This is a genomic window from Streptomyces sp. RGM 3693, assembly GCF_050471125.1.
Lineage (GTDB): Bacteria > Actinomycetota > Actinomycetes > Streptomycetales > Streptomycetaceae > Streptomyces.
Genome location: NZ_JBMPPQ010000005.1, coordinates 172,079 through 192,784 on the forward strand (window position 1 = coordinate 172,079; position 20,706 = coordinate 192,784).

Genomic DNA, 20,706 nt, shown 5'->3' on the forward strand with positions numbered 1-20,706 from the left:
AATGAGCCGTAGCGACGTCCTGGTAGACGCCGACTGGGTCGAGGCCAACCTGGACGACCCGAAGGTCGTCCTCGTCGAGGTCGACGAGGACACCTCGGCCTACGACAAGAACCACATCAAGAACGCCGTCCGGATCGACTGGAAGCAGGACCTCCAGGACCCGGTCCGCCGCGACTTCGTCGACCAGGAGGGCTTCGAGAAGCTGCTCTCCGCGAAGGGCATCGCCAACGACGACACCGTCGTCCTCTACGGCGGCAACAACAACTGGTTCGCGTCCTACGCCTACTGGTACTTCAAGCTCTACGGCCACGACAGCGTCAAGCTGCTCGACGGCGGCCGCAAGAAGTGGGAGCTGGACTCCCGCGACCTGGTCGACGGCTCCGAGGTCCCGGCCCGCCCGGCCACCGAGTACCAGGCCAAGGCCCAGGACACCTCGATCCGCGCCTTCCGTGACGACGTCGTCGCCGCGATCGGCACCAAGAACCTGGTCGACGTCCGCTCCCCCGACGAGTTCAGCGGCAAGCTGCTGGCCCCCGCCCACCTCCCGCAGGAGCAGTCGCAGCGCCCCGGCCACGTGCCCAGCGCCCGCAACATCCCGTGGTCGAAGAACGCCAACGACGACGGCACGTTCAAGTCGGACGACGAGCTCACCGCCCTCTACGAGCAGGAGGCCGTCGACCTGGCGAAGGACACCATCGCCTACTGCCGGATCGGTGAGCGCTCCGCGCTGACCTGGTTCGTGCTGCACGAGCTGCTCGGCCAGACCAACGTCAGGAACTACGACGGCTCCTGGACCGAGTACGGCTCGCTGGTCGGCGTCCCGATCGAGCTCGGCGCCAACAAGTAACCCCGAGAGCCCCCTTCTCTACCCCTCAAGGAAGTACCCCTATGTGTGGAGCACAGGCCGGCGGCCCGGACGCCTCGACCATCAAGCCCGGTGAGACCACCATCCAGGGCAGCGTGACCCGCGACGGCCAGCCCGTCACCGGTTACGTCCGCCTGCTGGACAGCACCGGCGAATTCACCGCCGAGGTTCCCACCTCCGCGACCGGACAGTTCCGCTTCTACGCGGCCGAGGGCACCTGGACCGTGCGTGCGCTCGTGCCGGGCGGCACCGCGGACCGTAAGGTCGTCGCCCAGAAGGGCGGGCTGGCGGAGGTCGCCATCGCCGTCTGACGGCACGCGTGACACGGACCCGCGACCCGGGTCCGTCCGGCCGGAGGGCCGCACCCCAGGGGTTTGGACGCCTTGGCTGAGGGGTGCGGCCCTCCGCGCCGTCCCGGCGCCCGGGGCCGCCCGTAAGGGCCGCCCCGCCGGGCTTCTTTCCGGGGCGCCACGGACTTACCGTGGACTTATGTACGCGCATGCGCATCGTCGGCCCACCCCGCCGCAGCGCCGCCACCGCCGCTACTTCGTCCTGATGGGCGTGTGCCTGGTGCTGTTCGTGCTGGCGTGGAGCCTGGTGCGGCTGTGGTCCGTGCCGGCCGCGGTCGCGATGTGCGTCGTCGCCATGGTCATCCCGCCCGTCGCGGCGATCGTCGGCAATCACCGGGAACCGGGCGAGCGCTGGTGGGACGAGTCCGGCGACCCGGAGTCCGACCGCTGGTGGCGCGAGCTGGACGACCGCGACGACGAGGACCGCCGCCGGAGCTAGGGCGCTTCTGACCCTGATCCGCCGGACGGGCCCTCAGGCCCCAGGGCCCGTCCGCTCGTCCCGGCCCGCGCCCCGGGCCCATCCGCTCAGTAGACGAGCGCCTGCACGCCGTCCGGCATGATCTCGCTGACGAACAGCTGGGAACCGGCGATGCCAGCCCCCTCGATCAGGTCCTTCTCCTCGATGCCGCGCCGTGCCGCGCACTGCGTGCAGACCGTGATCGCCCCGCCGCCCGCGCGGATCCCGTCGATCAGATCCGGCAGCGGCGCCGCGTGCGGCAACTCGAACTCCGCCGCCCGCCCCGGCAGCGCGAACCACACCGACTCCCCGGTCAGCCAGAGCGACACCTCGACGCCGCTGGCCACCGCCACCGCCGCCACCGTGAACGCCTGGGAACACCGCTCGGGCGCGTCGGCGCCCGCCGTCACCTTGATCACCAGCTTCTTCGCCATGGGCCAAGCCTAGGGGCGAGGGGGCCGCCCGGCCGCGCACGCCCTGCGGGAGTCCGACGACCGGACGCAGCCCGCGGCGGACCTCACAGCGCCGCCGCCGAAGGCGCCGACTAGACTCGCATGCGGTCCGTAACACCTCACCCTCCGCCCAAGGAGCGCGCTCGTGCTTGAGGCATTCTTCACCACCCTGCTGGTCCTGGTCGCCGTCGGCGTGATCGCGTTCGCCGGGCTGACCTGGAAGAAGCTGTACCAGGGCCAGCGCTGACCGCCCACCCGTCGCCTTCGTAGGAGCGCTTCGCGCCCCCTCCGGAGCACTACAGATCGCCTGAGCTCATGATCGAGATTCCGTCCGACCTGAACCCGTCCCTGGTGCCGCTCGCCTTCCTCCTCGGCCGCTGGGAGGGCGCGGGCGTCTTCGACTTCCCCGGCGCCGAGAAGTGCAACTTCGGCCAGGAAGTCATCTTCAGCCACGACGGCCGCGACTTCCTCGAATACACCTCGCACACCTGGGTGCTCGACAGTGAGGGCAAGCAGGTCCGCCCGCTGGAAACGGAGACCGGCTTCTGGCGGGTCGACGGGGACCGCAAGGTCGAGGTCGTGATGACCCGCGACCAGGGCGTCGTCGAGATCTGGTACGGCGAGCTGGCCGACAAGAAGCCGCAGATCGACCTGGCCACCGACGCCATCGCGCGGACCGCCGCGGCCGGCCCGTACAGCGGCGGCAAGCGGCTCTACGGCTACGTCAACGGCGACCTGATGTGGGTTGGCGAGAAGTCCACCCCGGAGATTCCGTTGCGCCCGTACATGTCCGCGCAGCTGAAGAAGGTCGCCGACCTCAAGGAGTGGGCCGAGAGCCTGCCCGACGACATGCCGGACGGCGTCTCCTTCTTCCGCCCGGACGGCACGCCGTACGAGGGCTGAGCCCCCGGCCACCGCTGGGGGCCCCGGCCCGCACCACAACTCCATGACGCGCCCCGCGGGGGAAGTCCGGTGAGAGTCCGGCGCTGACCCGCAACGGTAAGCGGACGCCCCCAGGGGGCCCGTTCCGCAAGCCCGATCACCCGCGGCGGCGCCGGATCCTCACCAACTCGCCGTGGACTGCGAGGGGACGCCGCCAGGGGCACCTGGGCCGCCGCTCCTTTCCGTACGCACGCGGCCCGAGCCGAAGGCTTGACCACCCTTGGCACGTCCCGCCCGCCCCCTCCCCCTGGCCGTCACGCTCGCCACCGTCCTGCTCGGCTCCCTGCTGTGCGGGACCGCCCTCGGCGCCGCCGGGATCGGCTGGCCGCAGGTGCTGCGCTATCTGGGCGCCGGACTGACCGGCGGCACCATCCGGCCCGACGAGGTCGCCGCGTACACCATCGTCTGGGAACTGCGGTTCCCCCGCGCGGTGCTCGCCGCCGTCGTCGGCGCCGGGCTCTCCGCCATCGGCGTTGCCGTCCAGGCCCTGGTCCGCAACGCCCTCGCCGACCCCTTCGTGCTCGGCATATCCTCCGGCGCGGCGGTCGGCGCCAATGCCGTCCTGCTCTTCGGGGCGCTCGGCGCGCTCGGCGTCTGGGCGCTGTCCGTCTCGGCGTTCCTCTCCGCGCTGCTCGCCATGGCCCTGGTCTACGCGGCCGCCCGGACCGCCCACGGGCTCACCCCGATGCGGCTGGTGCTGACCGGCACCGCGATGTACTACGGCTTCTCCGCGGTCACCACCCTGATGGTGTTCACCGCCGACCGCGGCGAGGCGGCCCGCTCGGCGATGATGTGGCTGCTCGGCAGCCTCAGCGGGGCCGGCTGGGGCTCGGTCCCGATCGCCGCGTGCGCCGTCGCCGCGGCCCTCGCCCATCTCCTGCTCTCCGCCGGCCGGTTGAACGCCCTGGCCATGGGCGACGAGACCGCCGCCGCGCTGGGCGTGGACCCCGAGCGGCTGCGCCGCGAACTGTTCGTGGTCGCCGCCGCGGCCACCGGCGCGGTGGTCGCGGTCAGCGGCGCGATCGGCTTCGTCGGACTGATGGTGCCGCACGCCACCCGGATGCTGGTCGGCGCCGACCACCGCCGGGTGCTGGCCGTCGCCCCGCTGCTGGGCGCGGTGTTGCTGGTCTGGGTCGACCTGCTCTCCCGGGTGCTGCTGGCGCCCGTGGAACTGCCCGTCGGGGTGCTCACCGCGGTGCTCGGCGTCCCCTGCTTCGTGCTGCTGATGCGGCGGCGCGGCTACACCTTCGGAGGCGGTGCCTGATGCGACTGGACATCACCGGACTGTCGGTGGCGGTGGCCGGGCGGCGGCTCGTCCACGACGTCACCCTGACCGCCGGCAGCGGACGGCTCATCGGGCTGGTCGGCCCCAACGGCAGCGGCAAGTCGACCCTGCTGCGCTGCGTCTACCGCGCCCTGCGGCCGGCCGCCGGCGCCGTCCATCTGGACGGCACCGACCTGCACGCACTGACCGCCCGGGAGGCCGCCCGGCTGCTGGCCGCACTGCCCCAAGAGGCCGGTACCGACTTCGACTTCACCGCCGCCGAGGTCGTCGCGATGGGACGGCTGCCGCACCAGCGCGGCTCCGGGCGGCCCAGCGCCGCGGACCGCGAGATCTGCGACCGGGCACTGGCCCGGGTCGGCGCCGCCCACCTGGCCGAGCGGGGCTTCCTGCGCCTCTCCGGCGGCGAGAAGCAGCGGGTCCTGATCGCCCGCGCACTGGCCCAGGAACCGCAGGTGCTGGTCCTCGACGAACCCACCAACCACCTCGACATCGCCCAGCAGTTGGAGGTCCTGGCACTGGTCCGGGACAGTCGCCTGACCGTCCTGGCCGCGCTGCACGACCTCAACCTGGCCGCCGTGCACTGCGACGAGCTGCACGTCATCGCCGACGGCCGGATCGTCGCCTCCGGCCCGCCGCACGACGTCCTCACCGCCGAACTGCTCGCCGAGGTCTTCGGCGTCCGCGCGCACCGCGTACGCCACCCCGAAACCGGCGCCGTCCAGCTGCTGTTCGACCGCCTGCCCGCCTCCTGAGGACCCCGAGGGACCCATGACGAACGCTCCGCGCGCCGCCCGCCGCCGCACCCGCCCCGCCGCCCTGCTCACCGCCCTGGCCCTCGCCCTCACCGGCTGCGGCGCCCAGGTGGCCAAGGAACCGGCCGGCACCGACGACCGCGCCTTGGGCCACCGGCCCGTCACCGTCACCAACTGCGGTACCCGGACCACCTATCCGCAGGCCCCGCGCCGCGTGGTCACCAACGACGTCGGCATCACCGAGATCATGTTCGCGCTGGGCCTGGAGGACCGGATGGCCGGTTACGTCATGCCCGACGACAAGGGCGACCTCACCAAGGTCCCCTGGAAGGCCGCCTACGACAAGGTCCCCTGGCTGTCCAAGAAGGCCATCACCAAGGAGATCGCCCTGGACGCCAAGGCCGATCTGGTCTTCGCCGGCTGGAACTACGGCTTCGGCGAGGGCAGCGGCGTCACCCCCGCCTCCCTCAAGAAGCTCGGCATCGACTCCTACGTCCTGACCGAGTCCTGCCACAACGGCACCGGCACCGGCGGCCGCGGCGTGATGCCGCCGCTGGACGCGCTCTACACCGACCTCGCCACCCTCGGGAAGATCTTCCACGTCGAGGACCGCGCCCAAGCCCTGATCCGCACCTACAAGAAGCAGGTCGCCGACGCCGCCGACCGGGCCCCGGCCCGCCGCCCCACCGTCTTCCTCTACGACGACGGCCGCGACAAGCCGCTGACCGCCGGCAGGTACGCCGGCCCGCACGACATCATCACCAAGGCCGGCGGCGACCACGTCATGAAGGACCTCAAGGACTCGTGGACCACCGTCGGCTGGGAGACCGTCGTCGCCCGCGACCCCGAGGTCATCGTCATCAACAACTACGGCGACACCTCCGCCGCCCAGAAGAAGGCGTTCCTGGAGTCCTACGCCCCGCTCGCGGGCGTCTCCGCGATCAAACACCACCGCATCTACGTCATGGACTACGCCGAACTCGTCGAAAGCCCCCGCAACCCGACGGCCATCAGCGACCTCGCCCGCTACCTGCGGGGCGTGCACTCCGCCTGACCGCCCTCCTACACTGGCCTCGTGGTGACCACCGACTGGCAGAGCGACCTCCGCAGGCGCGGGTACCGCCTGACCCCGCAGCGGCAACTGGTGCTGGAGGCGGTGGACAGGCTGGAGCACGCCACCCCGGACGACATCCTCACCGAGGTGCGGAAGACCGCCGGCGGCATCAACATCTCCACCGTCTACCGCACCCTTGAGCTGCTCGAAGAGCTGGACCTGGTCAGCCACGCCCACCTCGGCCACGGCGCGCCCACCTACCACCTGGCCGACCGCCACCACCACATCCACCTGGTGTGCCGGGACTGCACCGACGTCATCGAGGCGGACCTGTCGGTCGCCGAACCGTTCGTGGCCACCCTCCGCGAGAAGTTCGGCTTCGACACCGACATGAAGCACTTCGCGATCTTCGGCCGGTGCACCTCCTGCACGGACCGCGCCGCGCAGGGCGACGGGCCCGCCAAGGGGCACGGGTAGCTCCACCGCCCCTGGTCGTAGGCTGGCCCCATGCTGCGACATTCATCCGCCAGCCCCCTGCTGTCGCTGCCCGGCGCCGTCCCCGCCGAGGCCCCCGACGAAGGCGTCGCCGCGCACTACGGCGACCTGTTCAGGGAGCAACGCGCCCTCGCCAACGGCTCCGGCTTCGTGGACCTCTCGCACCGCGGCGTGGTCAGCGTCAGCGGCGCCGAACGGCTGAGCTGGCTCCACCTGCTGCTCACCCAACACGTCAGCGAACTCCCGCCCGGCCGGGCCACCGAGGCGCTGATCCTCTCCGCGCACGGCCACGTCGAGCACGCGGTCTACCTGGTCGACGACGGCGAGACGACCTGGATGCACACCGAGCCCGGCAAACAGGAGGCGCTGATCGCCTACCTGGAGAGCATGAAGTTCTTCTACCGGGTCGAGGTCGCCGACCGCACCGGCGACTTCGCCGTCGTCCACCTCCCGGCCGGCTCCATCACCGAGGCGCCCGAGGGCACCGTCGTACGGGAGACCCCGCACGGCCGCGACCTCTTCCTGCCCCGCGCCGAGCTCATGTCCTTCGCCACGGCCCACGGCCCCGCGATCGGCGTCCTCGCCCTGGAGGCGCTGCGCGTCGAGGCGCACCGCCCGCGGCTGGGCCTGGAGACCGACCACCGCACCATCCCGCACGAGGTCGGTTGGATCGGCGGCGCGGTCCACCTCCAGAAGGGCTGTTACCGCGGCCAGGAGACCGTCGCCCGGGTCCAGAACCTCGGCAAGCCGCCGCGCCGCCTGGTCTTCCTCCACCTCGACGGCAGCGAGGTCCACCTCCCGCCGCACGGGACGCCGGTCCGACTGGCCGCGGACGGCGAGGAGGGCCGCCAGCTGGGCTTCATCACCACCTCGGCCCGCCATCACGAGCTCGGCCCGATCGCCCTGGCCCTGGTCAAGCGCAACGTACCGACCGACGCCCCACTGATCGCGGGCGGCACCGCGGCGGCCCAGGAGGTCGTCGTCGAGCCGTAGCGGGTGCGAGAGGCGCGCCTTGTGGGGTGGGCGCGCCTCTTGCCTCGCGCCTTGTGGGGCGGGCGCGCCTCGTGCCTTGTGGGGTGGGCGCGCCTCGTGCCTTGTGGGGTGGGCGCGCCTCGTGCCTTGTGGGGTGGGCGCGCCTCGTGCCTTGTGGGGTGGGCGCGCCTCGTAGGAAGGGCGCGCCTCGGGGGAAATATCCGCCGCCCCCACCACGTTGTGGCCCCGCAGGGGGCGTCCGCATCCCCTAGGGAATCCGTTCGCCTCCCCCTAGGGCCTATCCGCCCCCGGCCCACCGGACAGGCCCTGAGGTCGTTCAGACCTCCAGCAGCACCGTGAACGGCCCGTCGTTCGTCAGCGACACCTTCATGTCCGCGCCGAACCGCCCGGTCTCCACCTGCGCGCCCAACGCCCGCAGCTGGGCGACCACCTCGTCGACCAACGGTTCGGCGACCGGACCCGGCGCAGCGGCGTTCCAGGTGGGACGGCGGCCCTTGCGCGCGTCACCGTAGAGGGTGAACTGGCTGATCACCAGGAGCGGCGCTCCATTGTCCGAACAGGACTTCTCGCCCTGGAGGATCCGCACCGACCACAGCTTCCGGGCGAGCTGCGCGGCCTTCTCCGGGGTGTCGTCGTGCGTGACGCCGACCAGCGCGCACAGCCCTTCCCCAACGATCTCCCCGACCGTTTCGCCCGCCACCTCGACGCGTGCGCCGTTCACCCTCTGCACCACAGCTCGCATATCCGCCATCATGCCGCCCGCCCCGCCGCCTCGCCGTGGGTACCCCCACAAGGGCCGTTCGAGTGCCATGGCCCTGCACACGGACCGCACAGAGTGGCACGATGCGTGCACGCGGTGCGTTTCACGGACAACATGCCCTGGATGCGGCACCGGACGAGGGGACGGAACGATTCATGACGACACTCGGCGCCGGCAAGACACCCGGCCCCGTGCCAACCGCCCGCACGGCACCGGCCGGCAGCCCACCGCCGGCCCACCCCACCCCGCCGTCCGGCCGTACGAGACCGGCCGCCCCGGAGACCCCGACCGCCCCGGAGGCCCCGCACGCCCTGACGACCATCACCCCGGCGCCGGCTCCCGAAGAGCCCGCCCGTACCGAGGACGACCCCATGCTCCAGGCAGGCCAGGCACCGACCGTCCGCCCCCCTCAGCAGCGCGACCGCTTCCGCCCCGCCGGGCCCCCCGAGGTGTCCGGCCTGAGCCTGCCCGAGCTGCGCGTGGTGCGCCGCGACTGCCAGCAGGAAGAGGCTGACCTCAGCTATCTGCGGCGGCTGCTCCAAGGCCGGATCGACATCCTCCGCGCCGAGGTCGCCCGCCGCACCGGGTCGCACTCGCCGCTGCTGGACCGGCTTCCCGAAATCCTCACCGACCTGCCGTCGCGCCAACGCTCGTCCGCCCGGCATGTGACGCTCGGCACCCCGCACAGCGAGGAGTACCGCCGGCTCGCCGACGAGATGCTCGGCGAGGTCGAGCTCTCGGACCTCACGGCCCGTACGGACGAGGAGCTGCACGACGGGATGGGCCGGCTGATCCGCTACGAGCGGCAGATCTCGCAGCGCCGCCAGTCCCTCCAGCGCACGACCGACGATTGCAGTGCGGAAATCGCCCGCAGGTACCGTGAAGGCGAAGCACAAGTAGACGACCTGCTGTCCTGAACGGCCACAAGCCGCCTCCGGGGCGCGGGTCCCGTCCCCCGGAAGGCCGGCCGTGACCTCGCCGAAGACCTCGTCCTCGTCCTCGTCCACCCCGATACCCGAGCAGTCGTCGTCCGCGGCGGCCGCGCCGTCGAGCCCGTCGACGCCGTCGCCGGTGCTGGCCGAGGTCGTCCGCTCCGGCTTCGTCGAGGGGCGGCACCGCGGCTCGCTGGTGGTGCTGGCGGCCGACGGGAGCGTCGAGCAGGCCCTGGGCGACATCACCGCGCCGGTCTTCCCGCGCTCGACGAACAAGCCGATGCAGGCCGCGGCGATCCTGCGGGCGGGGCTGGACCTCTCCGAGGAGCGGCTGGCGCTGGCCGCGGCGAGCCACTCCGGCGAGGCGTTCCACCTCGACCTAGTGCGGACCATGCTCGCCGAGCACGGGCTCGCCGCCGAGCAGCTCCAGACGCCGCCGGACCTGCCGCTGGACCCGGAGGAGGCGGAGCACTACCTCGCCGCCGGCAACGTCCGGGACCGCCTCACCATGAACTGCTCCGGCAAGCACACCGCGATGCTCGCGGCCTGCGCGCTCAACGGCTGGCCGCTGGAGACGTACCTGGAGCAGAGCCACCCGCTCCAGCAGCTGATCCTGGACGTCGTCCGCACGGCGGGCGGCGAGGAGGTCGCCCACATCGGCACCGACGGCTGTGGGGCGCCGCTGATGTCGCTGTCGCTGACGGGGCTGGCGCGGGCCTACCGGCACTTCGTCCTCGCGGAGCCGGGGACGCCCGAGCGGCGGGTGGCCGACGCGATGCGGGCGCACCCCGAGTACGTCGCGGGCACCCGGCGGCCGGACACCTGGCTGATGCGGGCCCTGCCGGGCACGCTTTCCAAGATGGGCGCCGAGGCGGTGCAGGCCCTGGCCCTGCCCGATGGCCGGGCCCTGGCCTTCAAGATCGATGACGGCGCGACCCGCACTCTGGGGCCCATCCTGGCCCGGGTCCTGCGGGGGCTCGGTGTCGACGACCCGGTTCTCGCGCGCATCGAGGATGTGCCGCTGCACGGGGGTGCGAGTCGGGTGGGGGCGATCCGCGCGGCGTTCTGAGGGCGCTACGGGGCCGTCTGGGCCCGCTCTGAGGGTGCGCCGGGGCCGGCTGGCCGTCTCGCCCGGGTCCGTTGGCGGACGTCCGTCGGCGGGGTGTCCGGCGGTGGGGCACCCGGCGGTCCGGCGGTCCGGCATGCGCACGTGAGCGGTATTCCTCGGTTCGGCGGAATCCGTGCCCCCGCGTCCGCAACGTGGGAGGCCGGGGAAATCTAAAGTGGCGGTGCACCCGGAACACATACTCACCACCACAGCAGGAGGCCGGCGACCATGAGCGACGCGAATTCCGAGCCGCAGGGACCCGAGGCGATCGAGCACGCGCACGACCCCGAGGTGCTACAGCTCGCGGCCAAGGTGTTCGACCTGGCGCGGCATGGTGACACCGACACCGTCGCCGCCTACGTGGACGCGGGCGTGCCCGCCAACCTGACGAACGACAAGGGCGACTCCCTCGTGATGCTCGCCGCCTATCACGGCCACCCGACCACCGTGGAGGCCCTGTTGCAGCGCGGCGGCGACGCCGACCGCCCCAACGACCGGGGGCAGACCCCCATCGCCGGGGCGGTGTTCAAGGGCGAGGACGAGGTGGTGAAGGTCCTCCTGGCGCACGGTGCCGATCCGGCGGCCGGGTCACCGTCGGCGATCGAGACGGCCCGGATGTTCCAGAAGGCGGAGTTGCTGAAGCTGTTCGGCGCGGAGTGACGTCCCGCGGCGCGTAACGGCCGGTGTCGGGGGGCGAGTCACCCCTCCTCGCCCCCGCCCGCTTGACCTCAAGTTTAATTGAGGTTCTAGGCTCAGGGCCGTTGCACTCACTTCGCCACGAAGGGCTTCACATGTCCGCAGAGCGCTACACCCTCGCCGTCATCGTCGGCAGCACCCGGGAGGGCCGGTTCGCCCCGGTCATCACCGAGTGGTTCACCCGGCACCTCAGCGCCTCCCACCCGCACATTACCGTTGACGTGATCGACCTGGACGTCATCCGTCCGTACGAACTCCGCTACGGCAGCGAGGAGTTCATCGGGTACGCCAAGCGCGTCGAGCAGGCGGACGCATTCGTGGTGATCACGCCGGAGTACAACCACTCCTTCCCGGCCCCGCTCAAGCACGCGGTCGACCTGCTGCGCGCCGAGTGGCAGGCCAAGCCGGTCGGCTTCGTCTCGTACGGCGGAATCTCCGGCGGCCTCCGCGCGGTCGAGCAACTGCGGCTGGTTTTCGCCGAGTTGCACGCCACGACGGTCCGCGAGACGGTCAGCTTCGCGCTCACCACCGGCCCGTTCGACGAGGAGGGTCAGCTGCACGACCCGGCCCCGCCCGCGCAGGCCGCGGACGCCCTGCTGAACCAGTTGGAGTGGTGGGCCGTGGCCCTGCGGGAGGCCCGCACGGCCCGCCCGTACGGCAACTGATCCGGCCTCGTTGCGCCGGGCGTCCGTACGGGCGTCCGGCCCCGGCTCCCGACCCGACCCCGACTCCGACCCGGACCCCGATCGTCGATACTTGATGTGAAGAGGTGCATCCGGGCGCGCCCGGGTGGCCCGTTTGCGGGGTGCGTGGAGGGGGTTGGTGTGAACGAGTGGAAGGGCCCCTACGAATGCGGGCTGGACGCCGCCGTGGACGTCATCGGCGGCAAGTGGAAGGTCCTGCTCCTGTGGGCGCTCAGCCAGGGACCCCGGCGGTTCGGCCAGTTGCGTCGGGAACTGCCGAAGATCAGTGAGAAGGTGCTCGCCCAGCAGCTCCGTGAGCTGGAGGCCGATGGCATCGTCCACCGCGAGGTGTTCGACCAGATTCCGCCGAAGGTCGAGTACTCGTTCACCGAGCTCGGCGCCTCCCTCAACGAGGCCCTGGCCCCGCTGGGCGCCTGGGGTCGTCTGCACCTGGCCTATCTAGAGGCCACGTATGCGCAGCGCCATCCGGATGCACAGGATCATCCCGATGCGCAGCACGCTCCGGATGCGGTGTGATCCGGGGCGGAGTGGCTGGGGACAGGTCGGTCGAGGGCAGGGCGGTCGGGGACAGGTCGGTCGGGGACGGAGCGGTCGGGGGCCCGGTTATCCCTTGGCTGCGGGGGCCGTTGGGCCCTGCTGGACGGCCCAGCCGTTTCCGTCCGGGTCGTTGAAGTAGACGAACGAGTTCCAGGCCCCGCCGGGGCCGTCGGCCAGTGCCCCGTTCTCCACGTGCTGCACGGGGCCGACCGGTACGCCGCGGGCGAGCAACTCGCCGCGGGCCGCAACCACATCGGGCACCACCAGCTGCACCCCCTGCACCGAGCCGGGCCGCACCGGCGTCACGCCGCCGCCCGCGCCCAGGACGATCGAGCAGCCCGAGCCGGGCGGGGTCAGCTGGACGATGCGCCCGCCGTCGTCGAGTCGGATGTCGAGATCGATGGCGAAGCCCACCTGCTCGCTGTAGAAGCGCTTCGCGCGTTCCACGTCGCTCACCGGAATCGGCACCAGTTCGAGCTTCCATTCCATGGTGCGCCGCCCCTCGGGGTCTCACCGGCCTCGTGTCCCGCTCGCCTCTGAAGAAGTCCGTCCCGCTCGTCTCTGAAGAAGTCTAGGGACGGCTCTTCGGGTGCGCCTCCTGCGCGGAATCCATTGACGGAGTGAGTACTCACTCCGTAGCGTGGGGCCATGTCATCGCCAGCAGCTTCCGCAGCGAACCGACCTCCCCGCCGCCGGGCCCCCGGCATGAGCGTCGAGCAGCGCCGGGCCATGATCGTCGCAGCCGCCCTGCCGCTGGTCGCGGAGCACGGGGCGGCCGTCACCACCAGCCGGATCGCCCGCGCCGCCGGGATCGGCGAGGCCACGATCTTCCGCGCGTTCAAGGACAAGGAAGAGTTGCTGGACGCCTGTGTGGCCGAGGCGGTGGGCGTCGATCACGTGCTGCGCGAACTCGCCTCCGTCCCCCTCGACGAACCACTGACCGCGCGACTCACCGAGGCCGCCGAGGCCCTCTGCGCCCACCTGGAGCGCATGGGCACCGTCGTCGGCAGCCTCTACGCCTCCGGGCACCGCCGCGACCGTCCGCGCTCCCCGGAGGCGCGGGCGGACGGCGAGCCCCCCGAGGACGGGCGGACCCGATCCTTCCGCGCCCTCCAGGAGGCCGTGATCGAACTGGTCGAACCGGACCGGGAGCGGCTGCGGCTGAGCCCCGAGCGGGTCGCCGCCGCCTTCCTGGGCCTGCTCTTCAGCCGGCTGCCCGCACCGGGCGGCCCGGCCCACGCACCGCTCACCCCCGAGGAACTCATCTCCGTGCTGCTCCACGGCACCCTCACCGACCCCGGGAGCGCCTGATGCCCGTCAGCCTCAACCACACCATCGTCCCGGCCGTCGACCACCGCGCGGCGGCGCACTTCTTCGCCTCGGTGATGGGCCTGGCGGAACTCCCGCCGGCCGGCCGCAACGGGCACTTCGCCCCGGTCCGGGTGAACCAGACGCTCACCCTCGACTTCATGGCCGTCCCGGACCCCCCGGGGCCATCACCTGGCCTTCGACGTCGATCCCGAGACCTTCGACGAGATCCTCACCCGCCTCCGATCGGCCGGCACCCCCTACGGCAACGGGCCGGGCCACCCGGACAACGGCCGGACCGATCACCCCCTGTGCGCCCGCGGTCTGTTCTTCAGCGACGCCGACCGCAATCTGTACGAGGTGATGTCGCCGGCGTGAGCCCGGGAACGGTGGCCGCCGGCCGGCGGGGGCTCGCGCTCCCACCAGCCGACGCCCACGCGGACCTTCATCGGGTGTGCTCACTTGTTGACGAAGGCCATGCTCGACGCGTCGTAGCGGGTGCCGGCGACCTGGCCGACGGGGGCCGCGGCATCGATCGCGGCGAGTTCCTGCGCGGAGAGCTGCACCGCGAGCGCCCCGAGGTTCTCCTCCAGGTACTTCTGGCGGCGGGTGCCCGGGATCGGCACGACGTCGTCGCCCCGGTGCTGCACCCAGGCCAGCGCCAACTGGCCGGCGGTGACGCCCTTTTCGGCGGCGAGTTCGTCGAGCTTCGCCACGATGGTGAGGTTCTGCTCCAGGTTGCCGTCCGCGAAGCGCGGCTGGGTGCGTCGCAGATCGGTCTCCGGCAGGCCCTCGACGGAGGTATAACACCCCGTCAGGAAGCCGCGGCCGAGCGGGGAGAACGGCACCAAGCCGATGCCGAGTTCGCGGCAGACCGGCGCGATCTCCTGTTCAAGGTCGCGGGTCCACAGCGACCACTCGCTCTGCAACGCGGCGATCGGGTGGACCGCGTGGGCGCGCCGGAGGGTCTCCGCGCTCGCCTCGGACAGGCCGAGGTGGCGCACCTTGCCCGCCGCGACCAGCTCCGCCATCGCGCCGACGGTCTCCTCGATCGGTACGTCGGGGTCGACACGGTGCTGGTAGTAGAGGTCGATGTGGTCGACGCCGAGTCGGCGCAGCGAGGCGTCGCACGCCTCGTGGACGTAGGCGGCGTCGCCGCGGATCGCGGTCGGCTCGCCGAGTTGGTTGGCGAAGCCGAACTTGGTGGCCAGCACCACCTCGTCGCGCCGGCCGGCGATCGCCCGGCCGATCAACTCCTCGTTGTGGCCCGCCCCGTAGAAATCGGAGGTGTCCAGCAGGCTGACGCCGAGGTCGAGTGCGCGGTGGATGGTCGCGATCGACTGATCGTCGTCCGAGGCGCCGTAACCGTGGCTCATCCCCATGCACCCGAGCCCCTGCGCGGACACCGCGAGTCCCCCAAGGCGGCGGGTGGGAATCTCCGTCATGCTGCTACCTCCTGGCACGTACTGCGAACCGGAACGGGCACCCCTGAGCCGGGGCATCCCCCTGGTCCGGGGCTGCTATCCGCCGCCCCTCGACCGTTCACGACAGTAGGAGTTGGAGCGCGCTCCAAGTCAACCGATCACCGTGGACGGCGTCCGTGCGTCACCGCCCCCCACCCAATGCGGCACCGCATCCACCCCCCAATGCGGCGGCGGTTGCCGTCACCGCGCCGGGGTCGCGCGTGCGGCCGGGGTCAGGCGTCGTCGCCGCCCGCTATGGCCCGCAGGGCCCGGCAGTGTGCGGCGAAGGCGGCCCGGCCGTCCGGCGTGAGGGTAAGCCAGGTGCGCGGCCGCCTGCCGACGTACCCCTTGATGACGGCGACATAGCCCGCCTTCTCCAGGGTGGCGATCTGCCGCGACAGGACCGAGTCGCTCACCTCGACGGTGTCCCGGACGAACCCGAACTCGGCCTTCTCCGCGGCCGACAGGGTCGCCACGATGGAGAACCTGACCGGGGCGTGGATGACGTCGTCCAGCCCGTGGCGCGGATGACTTCCGGCGCGCGGGGCGACTCCGTCCCCCGGAACGGGATCCACGGTCTCCGAAGCCACCGAAGCCACCGAGGTCGCCGACGTTGGCGAAGTCGCCGAGGTCGCCGAGGTCGCCGAAGTCCCCGTGCTCGCCGTGGTCTTCTCGTGCGGCTCCATCACTGCCGGGCCTCCAGGTATCCGCCTATCAGGCCGGGCAGCGCGACCACCACGGCACCGGGCACCCACCAGGCCGCGACACCCTGGAAGAACATCATCCCGGGCACCAGCACCGCCGCGTAGAGCAGCCCCCAGGTGACGATCAGGATGTCGCGGTGCACTCCGAAGCCTCGCCGGGCTACGCGCTGTCGGGCCGCGTAGATCGACAGCCCGGAGACCGCGGCGACCCAGAGCACACTGCCGATCGCCACCCCGTACGGGGCCTTCACCAGCCCGATGAAAAGCACCAACAGCCCGGCCGCGAAGCCGTAGAGGACTTGGTACCGCACGTACCACTTGGTGCTCTTGCGGACCCTCGACCCCAGTGCCTCCGCCTGGGCCAGCGCGGCCGCCGCATCGCTGGCTGCGAACTCTCCCATGCCATCCCCCTCATCGCTCATGCTTTCGGCACTCACCATCCTGACAACAACTTTCCAAACTGACAAGTAGTTTCCGGACATCAGTCCGACATTCGTCCGAGCGGCGGGGAGCGCGGCGCGGGAGGGGCATCCCGTCCTCCGGGCCGGCGGCTGCGGGCCGGTTCCACGAGGGCAGCCTGCGAAAGGACTCCTCCTGACTGCTGATCACCAGGTCGGGTACTGTGGCCCCGGCCGTCGGCGCGTACCGTGCGCCGGCCCGCACTCGTCCGTGCACGCACCCGCCCCAAGGAGGTGAGACCGATTCCCCGCCAGACCAGGCAGGTGCTCCCGTCTCACGTCCGTGCGTCCACCCGTTCCAGGTGACCGCCCGACATCCGTGACCCGGGAAGCGCCCCTCGGCATCCCGAAAGGCTCACCAGCATGTCGTCGTCCCACTCAGCACCGTCGTCGTCACCCTCATCGTCACCGGCGCCGTCGTCCCGCCCCTCCCCCGCATCCGATGCCGCCGTCCCGCACCCGGCGGCACAGCTGTCCCGGCCCACCGTCGTCAGCAGACTCCGCGCCGCCGGCTGCGTCTTCGCCGAGGACGAGGCCGCGCTCCTCATCGCCGCGTCCCGCACCCCGGACGGCCTCGCCGCCATGGTGGAGCGGCGGGCGGCCGGCCACCCCCTGGAACACGTCCTCGGCTGGGCCGAGTTCGGCGGTCTGCGGGTCTCCGTGGCCCCGGGGGTCTTCGTGCCACGGCGGCGTACCGAGTTCCTGCTCGGCCGGGCCGTCGCCCTCGGCCGCCGGGCCGCCGAGCGGACCGGCCGGCGCACCGTGGCGGTCGATCTGTGCTGCGGCTCGGGCGCGGTGGGGGCGGCCCTGGCCGCGGCACTGGACGCGGTCGAACTGCACGCCTCCGACATCGAACCGGCCGCGGTGCGCTGCGCCCGCCGCAATGTGGCCGCCGTCGACGGCCGGGTCTACGAGGGCGACCTGTTCGCCCCGCTGCCCGACCACCTGCGGGGGCGGATCGACGTCCTGACGGCCAACGTGCCCTACGTCCCCACCGAAGAGGTCGGCCTGTTGCCGCCGGAGGCCCGCGAGTTCGAACCGCTGGTGGCGCTGGACGGCGGGGCGGACGGGCTCGACGTGCTGCGGCGGGTGACGGCGGCGGCGCCGCAGTGGCTGGCACCGGGCGGCCACCTCCTCGTCGAGACCGGTGAGCGCCAGGCGTCCCGGGCCATCGAGACCTTCCGGCGCAGCGGACTGCGTCCCGAGGTGGCCACCTCCGACGAGCTCTACGCCACCGTCGTGATCGGCACCCTGCCCGGCGACCCGGTCGCGGCTCCCTCAGCGGTCTACTGCTGCTCGACGCCTGGCTGAATGCCGTGAGCTTCCGCCTCGGGGCGGGGCGCCCGGCTCAGGGCGGGGCGCCCGGCTCAAGGCAGGTCGCGCCCGACCACGGCGTCGAAGAGCGGCCAACCGTCGAGCTCCAGTACACCGGTGGTCGTGGGCAGCTGCCCCCTGGCCACCGCGGCGTCCAGCAACTGCCGTACCACGCCCGGCTCGCAGAGGTTGAGCACCCGGCGCCGGTCGTCCATGACCGCCCCGGAGTGCAGCAGGCCGTCCGGGACGAAGCGCCCCGGGCCGGGGCGGAAGACGATCCGCAGCGTTCCCCGGGTGCCCGCGCGGTGCAGGGAGAGCACCTCCCGGCATTCCGGGTGCCGGTGGCGCACGGTCCACAGCCAGCACTGCTCGCCCACCACTAGCCGGCGGGGCCGGTGTTCCTTCCGCATCCGTCCGACAGTAGCCGGGGCCCGACGGCCCTGGCGGGCCTCACCCGGGTCAGGTGGCCGGCCACAGCGCATGGCCGCGTCCGGTCACCACCGCCGCGATGCGGGCCAGCGCCTCGGCGGCGGGGAGCGGCGCCGGGCGGTGGCCGTCGCGCAGCCGGAGGGCGACGAGGTCCGCGGGGACCTCACGGGGACCGATGACGGCCTGGTAGGGGACGTGCCGGGCGGCGCGGATCCGGGCGCCGAGGGTGCCTTGTGCGGGGTCGGCTAGTGCCGCGCGCAGCCCCTGGTCGATGCAGCGCCGCACGAGGTCGGCGGCGTGCGGGAGTTCGGCCTCGGAGACCGGGAGCACCGCGAGTTGGACGGGGGCGAGCCAGGCGGGGAAGGCTCCGCCGTGCTCCTCGATGAGGTGGGCGACGGCGCGTTCGACGCTGCCGATGACGGCGCGGTGGACCATCACGGGCCGGTGCCGGGTGCCGTCGGGGCCCACGTAGGACAGCTCGAAGCGGCGCGGCTGGTGGAGGTCGATCTGCACGGTGGACAGGGTGGATTCGCGTCCGGCGCGGTCGGCGATCTGCACATCGATCTTGGGCCCGTAGAAGGCCGCCTCACCCTCGGCGGCCTCGTAGGCCACGCCGGAGTCGTTGAGGACCTCGGTCAGCAGGGCCGCGGCGCGGCGCCACATCGCGGGGTCGGCGACGTACTTGCCGCCCTCTCCCGGGAGCGAGAGCCGGTAGCGGGCGGCGCGGATGCCGAGGTCGGCGTAGGCGCGGCGGGTCAGGTCGAGGGCGGCGCGGGCCTCGTCCGCGACCTGGTCGAGGGTGCAGAAGATGTGCGCGTCGTTGAGCTGGATGGCCCGTACGCGGGTGAGGCCGCCGAGCACCCCGGAGAGTTCCGAGCGGTACATCGCTCCCAACTCGGCCAATCGGAGCGGGAGTTCGCGGTAGCTGTGGGAGCGGGAGCGGTAGATGAGGGCGTGGTGGGGGCACAGGCTGGGGCGCAGTACGACCTGTTCGCCACCGAGGTCCATCGGCGGGAACATGTCCTCGCTGTAGTGGTCCCAGTGCCCGGAGATCTCGTACAGCTCGCGTTTGCCGAGTACCGGCGAGTAGACGTGCCGGTAGCCGGCGCGGCGCTCGGTCTCGCGGATGTACTCCTCCAGGGCGTGCCGCACCGCCGCGCCGTCCGGTAGCCAGTAGGGCAGCCCGGCGCCCATCAGCGGGTCGGTGTCGAACAGGTCCAGCTCGCGGCCGAGCCGGCGGTGGTCGTGGACCGGGGTGGCGTTCATCGTGGTCTCCTCACAGGTCGCCCGGAGCGGCGAGTGACCACACGGCGAAGCCCCGGGGCACTCACCCCGGGGCTTGATGACTCACAGGTCAGCAGTCAGCGCGCCGGGACTCTCTCCGGCGTCGTCGTGACGAACGGTTCGGCGCGCTGCATGCGGCCGACCGTAGCAAGGCGCCCCGGCATCCGCACCGGATTTCTCAGGCGATCAGGTGCGGCAGGAACCGCGCGTACTCGTCGGTGACCAGGCCGGTCGACTCGCGGATGCCGAGCCCGGCCGCCTCGTCCGCCACGACCCAGGCGCCGAGCACCACCCGGTTGCCGTCGAAGTCCGGCAGGGGTGCCAACTCCTGGTAGCAGCACGGTTCGTCGCGCCGGACGGCGGCGGATCCCGGTGGGTGGATGGTGACGCCCTCGCCCTCCCTGCCCAGCAGCGGCTTGGCGACGTAACCGGGGCCGGCGGGCAAGTCGCGGGGGCCGTCCAGGTAGGCGGGGAGGAGGTTGGGGTGGCCGGGGTAGAGCTCCCAGAGGACCGCCAGCAGCGCCTTGTTGGAGAGCAGCATCTTCCAGGCGGGCTCGATCCACAGGGTGGTGCCGGTGGCGCCGCCGTTGTCGAGGGTGTCCAGGACGTGCGGGCCGAAGGCGTCGGTGGCCAGCCACTCCCAGGGATAGAGCTTGAAGCAGGCCCGGATGAAGCGCAGCCGCTGGTCGACGAAGCGGCCGGAGAGCCGGTCCCAGCCGATCTCCTCCACGGCGATCGCCTCGGTCGTCAGGCCGGCCTGCTCGGCCGTTTCGCGCAGGTAGGCGACGGTCATCAGGTCCTCGCCGAGCTCGTCGGCGGACGAGTGCGCGAAGTGCAGCGGGGCGCCCGGCGGCAGCAGGGCCGCCTGCCGCTTCCAGACGTCCACCAGCCGCTCGTGCAGCGAGTTCCACTGGTCGGCGGCCGGGAACCGGTCCTCCATCCAGAACCACTGCGGGCTGGCGGCCTCCACCAGGGAGGTGGGGGTGTCGGCGTTGTACTCCAGCATCTTGGCCGGGCCGGTGCCGTCGTAGCGGAGGTCGAACCGGCCGTAGACGGAGGGCAGTTCGGCGCGGCGGCGCCACGCCTCGGAGACCCGGGCGACCAGGTGCGGATCGGTGATGCCGAGGTCGGCGAACCGGTCGTGGGTGACGATGTGCTCGGCGGCGGCCAGGCACATGCCGTGCAGCTCCTCGACGGCCTCCTCCAACTCCTCGATCTCGTCCGCCGAGAAGGAGTAGTACGCGCTCTCGTCCCAGTAGGGGCGCAGCGAATCGTCGGGGTACCGGGTGAGCGGGTAGATCAGGCCCTGGGCCTCGACGAGGGTCTGCCAGTCGGGGCGGGGCTCGATGGTGTGGCGGCGCATC

The 20,706-nt window shown here is 72.2% G+C and carries 25 protein-coding genes, 1 pseudogene and 1 riboswitch; of the genes and pseudogenes, 17 read left to right on the forward strand and 9 right to left on the reverse strand.

The window, feature by feature from the left end; all coding sequences use genetic code 11:
- Nucleotide 1: 1 nt before the first annotated feature.
- The 3 genes from ACO0M4_RS40180 to ACO0M4_RS40190 all read left to right on the forward strand — a co-directional run bounded on the left by ACO0M4_RS40180 (nucleotide 2) and on the right by ACO0M4_RS40190 (nucleotide 1,654).
- Nucleotides 2–847, forward strand: a complete 846-nt coding sequence (locus ACO0M4_RS40180; protein WP_430376226.1) for a sulfurtransferase — start codon at nucleotides 2–4, stop codon at nucleotides 845–847.
- A gap of 41 nt (nucleotides 848–888) precedes the next feature.
- On the forward strand, nucleotides 889–1,176 hold the full coding sequence (locus ACO0M4_RS40185; RefSeq protein WP_430376227.1) for a DUF1416 domain-containing protein: 288 nt from the start codon (nucleotides 889–891) through the stop codon (nucleotides 1,174–1,176).
- A gap of 178 nt (nucleotides 1,177–1,354) precedes the next feature.
- Nucleotides 1,355–1,654, forward strand: coding sequence for a DUF3099 domain-containing protein (locus ACO0M4_RS40190; protein WP_430376228.1), 300 nt, complete (start codon nucleotides 1,355–1,357; stop codon nucleotides 1,652–1,654).
- An 86-nt stretch (nucleotides 1,655–1,740) separates the two neighbouring features.
- On the opposite strand, the gene ACO0M4_RS40195 is transcribed toward ACO0M4_RS40190, so the two are convergent.
- Entirely contained in the window at nucleotides 1,741–2,106 is a 366-nt protein-coding gene (locus ACO0M4_RS40195) for a DsrE family protein (RefSeq protein WP_100606066.1), read from the reverse strand.
- A 333-nt stretch (nucleotides 2,107–2,439) separates the two neighbouring features.
- Between ACO0M4_RS40195 and ACO0M4_RS40200 the strand changes: the two genes are divergently transcribed.
- The 6 genes from ACO0M4_RS40200 to ACO0M4_RS40225 all read left to right on the forward strand — a co-directional run bounded on the left by ACO0M4_RS40200 (nucleotide 2,440) and on the right by ACO0M4_RS40225 (nucleotide 7,645).
- Nucleotides 2,440–3,027 (forward strand): FABP family protein, encoded by a 588-nt coding sequence (locus ACO0M4_RS40200; protein ID WP_430376229.1) that lies wholly within the window; start codon nucleotides 2,440–2,442, stop codon nucleotides 3,025–3,027.
- Between the two features lie 58 nt (nucleotides 3,028–3,085).
- A riboswitch (cobalamin riboswitch) is annotated at nucleotides 3,086–3,169 on the forward strand.
- A 117-nt stretch (nucleotides 3,170–3,286) separates the two neighbouring features.
- Nucleotides 3,287–4,330 (forward strand): FecCD family ABC transporter permease, encoded by a 1,044-nt coding sequence (locus tag ACO0M4_RS40205; protein ID WP_430376230.1) that lies wholly within the window; start codon nucleotides 3,287–3,289, stop codon nucleotides 4,328–4,330.
- A complete protein-coding gene (locus ACO0M4_RS40210) occupies nucleotides 4,330–5,103 on the forward strand; it encodes an ABC transporter ATP-binding protein (RefSeq protein WP_430376231.1) in 774 nt (257 codons plus the stop codon). The genes ACO0M4_RS40205 and ACO0M4_RS40210 overlap by 1 nt, the downstream gene beginning before the upstream one ends.
- Before the next feature lie 16 nt (nucleotides 5,104–5,119).
- On the forward strand, nucleotides 5,120–6,157 hold the full coding sequence (locus ACO0M4_RS40215) for an ABC transporter substrate-binding protein (RefSeq protein WP_430376232.1): 1,038 nt from the start codon (nucleotides 5,120–5,122) through the stop codon (nucleotides 6,155–6,157).
- Nucleotides 6,158–6,178: 21 nt separating this feature from the next.
- Nucleotides 6,179–6,634 (forward strand): Fur family transcriptional regulator, encoded by a 456-nt coding sequence (locus ACO0M4_RS40220; protein ID WP_430376233.1) that lies wholly within the window; start codon nucleotides 6,179–6,181, stop codon nucleotides 6,632–6,634.
- Between the two features lie 30 nt (nucleotides 6,635–6,664).
- Nucleotides 6,665–7,645 carry a YgfZ/GcvT domain-containing protein gene (locus ACO0M4_RS40225; RefSeq protein ID WP_430376234.1) on the forward strand — a complete coding sequence of 327 codons (981 nt, stop codon included), beginning with the start codon at nucleotides 6,665–6,667 and terminating at the stop codon, nucleotides 7,643–7,645.
- A 316-nt stretch (nucleotides 7,646–7,961) separates the two neighbouring features.
- Here ACO0M4_RS40225 and dtd read toward each other — a convergent pair whose 3' ends face one another.
- The gene (gene dtd / locus ACO0M4_RS40230; RefSeq protein ID WP_430376235.1) at nucleotides 7,962–8,387 is read right to left on the reverse strand and encodes a D-aminoacyl-tRNA deacylase; all 426 of its coding nucleotides are present in this window, start codon (nucleotides 8,385–8,387) and stop codon (nucleotides 7,962–7,964) included.
- 173 nt (nucleotides 8,388–8,560) lie between these two features.
- Here dtd and ACO0M4_RS40235 point away from each other — a divergent pair, with 173 nt between their 5' ends.
- The 5 genes from ACO0M4_RS40235 to ACO0M4_RS40255 all read left to right on the forward strand — a co-directional run bounded on the left by ACO0M4_RS40235 (nucleotide 8,561) and on the right by ACO0M4_RS40255 (nucleotide 12,361).
- Nucleotides 8,561–9,322 (forward strand): ABC transporter substrate-binding protein, encoded by a 762-nt coding sequence (locus ACO0M4_RS40235; RefSeq protein WP_430376236.1) that lies wholly within the window; start codon nucleotides 8,561–8,563, stop codon nucleotides 9,320–9,322.
- A gap of 52 nt (nucleotides 9,323–9,374) precedes the next feature.
- A complete protein-coding gene (locus tag ACO0M4_RS40240; protein ID WP_430376237.1) occupies nucleotides 9,375–10,406 on the forward strand; it encodes an asparaginase in 1,032 nt (343 codons plus the stop codon).
- Nucleotides 10,407–10,673: 267 nt separating this feature from the next.
- Nucleotides 10,674–11,105, forward strand: a complete 432-nt coding sequence (locus ACO0M4_RS40245; protein ID WP_430376238.1) for an ankyrin repeat domain-containing protein — start codon at nucleotides 10,674–10,676, stop codon at nucleotides 11,103–11,105.
- A 131-nt stretch (nucleotides 11,106–11,236) separates the two neighbouring features.
- On the forward strand, nucleotides 11,237–11,806 hold the full coding sequence (locus ACO0M4_RS40250) for an NADPH-dependent FMN reductase (protein WP_430376239.1): 570 nt from the start codon (nucleotides 11,237–11,239) through the stop codon (nucleotides 11,804–11,806).
- Between the two features lie 159 nt (nucleotides 11,807–11,965).
- Nucleotides 11,966–12,361: a winged helix-turn-helix transcriptional regulator gene (locus ACO0M4_RS40255; RefSeq protein WP_430376240.1), complete on the forward strand. Its 396-nt coding sequence runs from the start codon at nucleotides 11,966–11,968 to the stop codon at nucleotides 12,359–12,361.
- An 87-nt stretch (nucleotides 12,362–12,448) separates the two neighbouring features.
- Here ACO0M4_RS40255 and ACO0M4_RS40260 read toward each other — a convergent pair whose 3' ends face one another.
- Nucleotides 12,449–12,871, reverse strand: coding sequence for a VOC family protein (locus tag ACO0M4_RS40260; RefSeq protein ID WP_430376241.1), 423 nt, complete (start codon nucleotides 12,869–12,871; stop codon nucleotides 12,449–12,451).
- A gap of 240 nt (nucleotides 12,872–13,111) precedes the next feature.
- On the opposite strand from ACO0M4_RS40260, the gene ACO0M4_RS40265 reads away from it, so the two are divergent.
- Together ACO0M4_RS40265 and ACO0M4_RS40270 are read left to right on the forward strand one after the other, a co-directional pair.
- Complete coding sequence (locus ACO0M4_RS40265) at nucleotides 13,112–13,693, forward strand: TetR/AcrR family transcriptional regulator (RefSeq protein ID WP_430376379.1); 582 nt, start codon at nucleotides 13,112–13,114, stop codon at nucleotides 13,691–13,693.
- Nucleotides 13,693–14,068 (forward strand): annotated as a pseudogene (locus ACO0M4_RS40270) (VOC family protein). Before ACO0M4_RS40265 ends, ACO0M4_RS40270 begins: the two are co-directional and overlap by 1 nt.
- An 80-nt stretch (nucleotides 14,069–14,148) precedes the next feature.
- On the opposite strand, the gene ACO0M4_RS40275 reads toward ACO0M4_RS40270, so the two are convergent.
- The 3 genes from ACO0M4_RS40275 to ACO0M4_RS40285 form a co-directional block, all read right to left on the reverse strand.
- Nucleotides 14,149–15,135 carry an aldo/keto reductase gene (locus ACO0M4_RS40275; RefSeq protein WP_430376242.1) on the reverse strand — a complete coding sequence of 329 codons (987 nt, stop codon included), beginning with the start codon at nucleotides 15,133–15,135 and terminating at the stop codon, nucleotides 14,149–14,151.
- A 251-nt stretch (nucleotides 15,136–15,386) separates the two neighbouring features.
- A complete protein-coding gene (locus tag ACO0M4_RS40280) occupies nucleotides 15,387–15,743 on the reverse strand; it encodes a winged helix-turn-helix domain-containing protein (protein ID WP_430376243.1) in 357 nt (118 codons plus the stop codon).
- A gap of 95 nt (nucleotides 15,744–15,838) precedes the next feature.
- Entirely contained in the window at nucleotides 15,839–16,258 is a 420-nt protein-coding gene (locus tag ACO0M4_RS40285; protein ID WP_430376244.1) for a hypothetical protein, read from the reverse strand.
- A 420-nt stretch (nucleotides 16,259–16,678) separates the two neighbouring features.
- Here ACO0M4_RS40285 and ACO0M4_RS40290 point away from each other — a divergent pair, with 420 nt between their 5' ends.
- Nucleotides 16,679–17,626 carry a putative protein N(5)-glutamine methyltransferase gene (locus tag ACO0M4_RS40290; RefSeq protein WP_430376245.1) on the forward strand — a complete coding sequence of 316 codons (948 nt, stop codon included), beginning with the start codon at nucleotides 16,679–16,681 and terminating at the stop codon, nucleotides 17,624–17,626.
- Nucleotides 17,627–17,682: 56 nt separating this feature from the next.
- Here ACO0M4_RS40290 and ACO0M4_RS40295 read toward each other — a convergent pair whose 3' ends face one another.
- From ACO0M4_RS40295 to ACO0M4_RS40305, 3 genes are all read right to left on the reverse strand, one after another.
- Nucleotides 17,683–18,039, reverse strand: a complete 357-nt coding sequence (locus ACO0M4_RS40295; protein WP_430376246.1) for a hypothetical protein — start codon at nucleotides 18,037–18,039, stop codon at nucleotides 17,683–17,685.
- Between the two features lie 49 nt (nucleotides 18,040–18,088).
- On the reverse strand, nucleotides 18,089–19,324 hold the full coding sequence (gene thrS / locus ACO0M4_RS40300; RefSeq protein ID WP_430376247.1) for a threonine--tRNA ligase: 1,236 nt from the start codon (nucleotides 19,322–19,324) through the stop codon (nucleotides 18,089–18,091).
- 196 nt (nucleotides 19,325–19,520) lie between these two features.
- Complete coding sequence (locus ACO0M4_RS40305) at nucleotides 19,521–20,705, reverse strand: glutathionylspermidine synthase family protein (protein ID WP_430376248.1); 1,185 nt, start codon at nucleotides 20,703–20,705, stop codon at nucleotides 19,521–19,523.
- Nucleotide 20,706 lies beyond the last annotated feature (1 nt).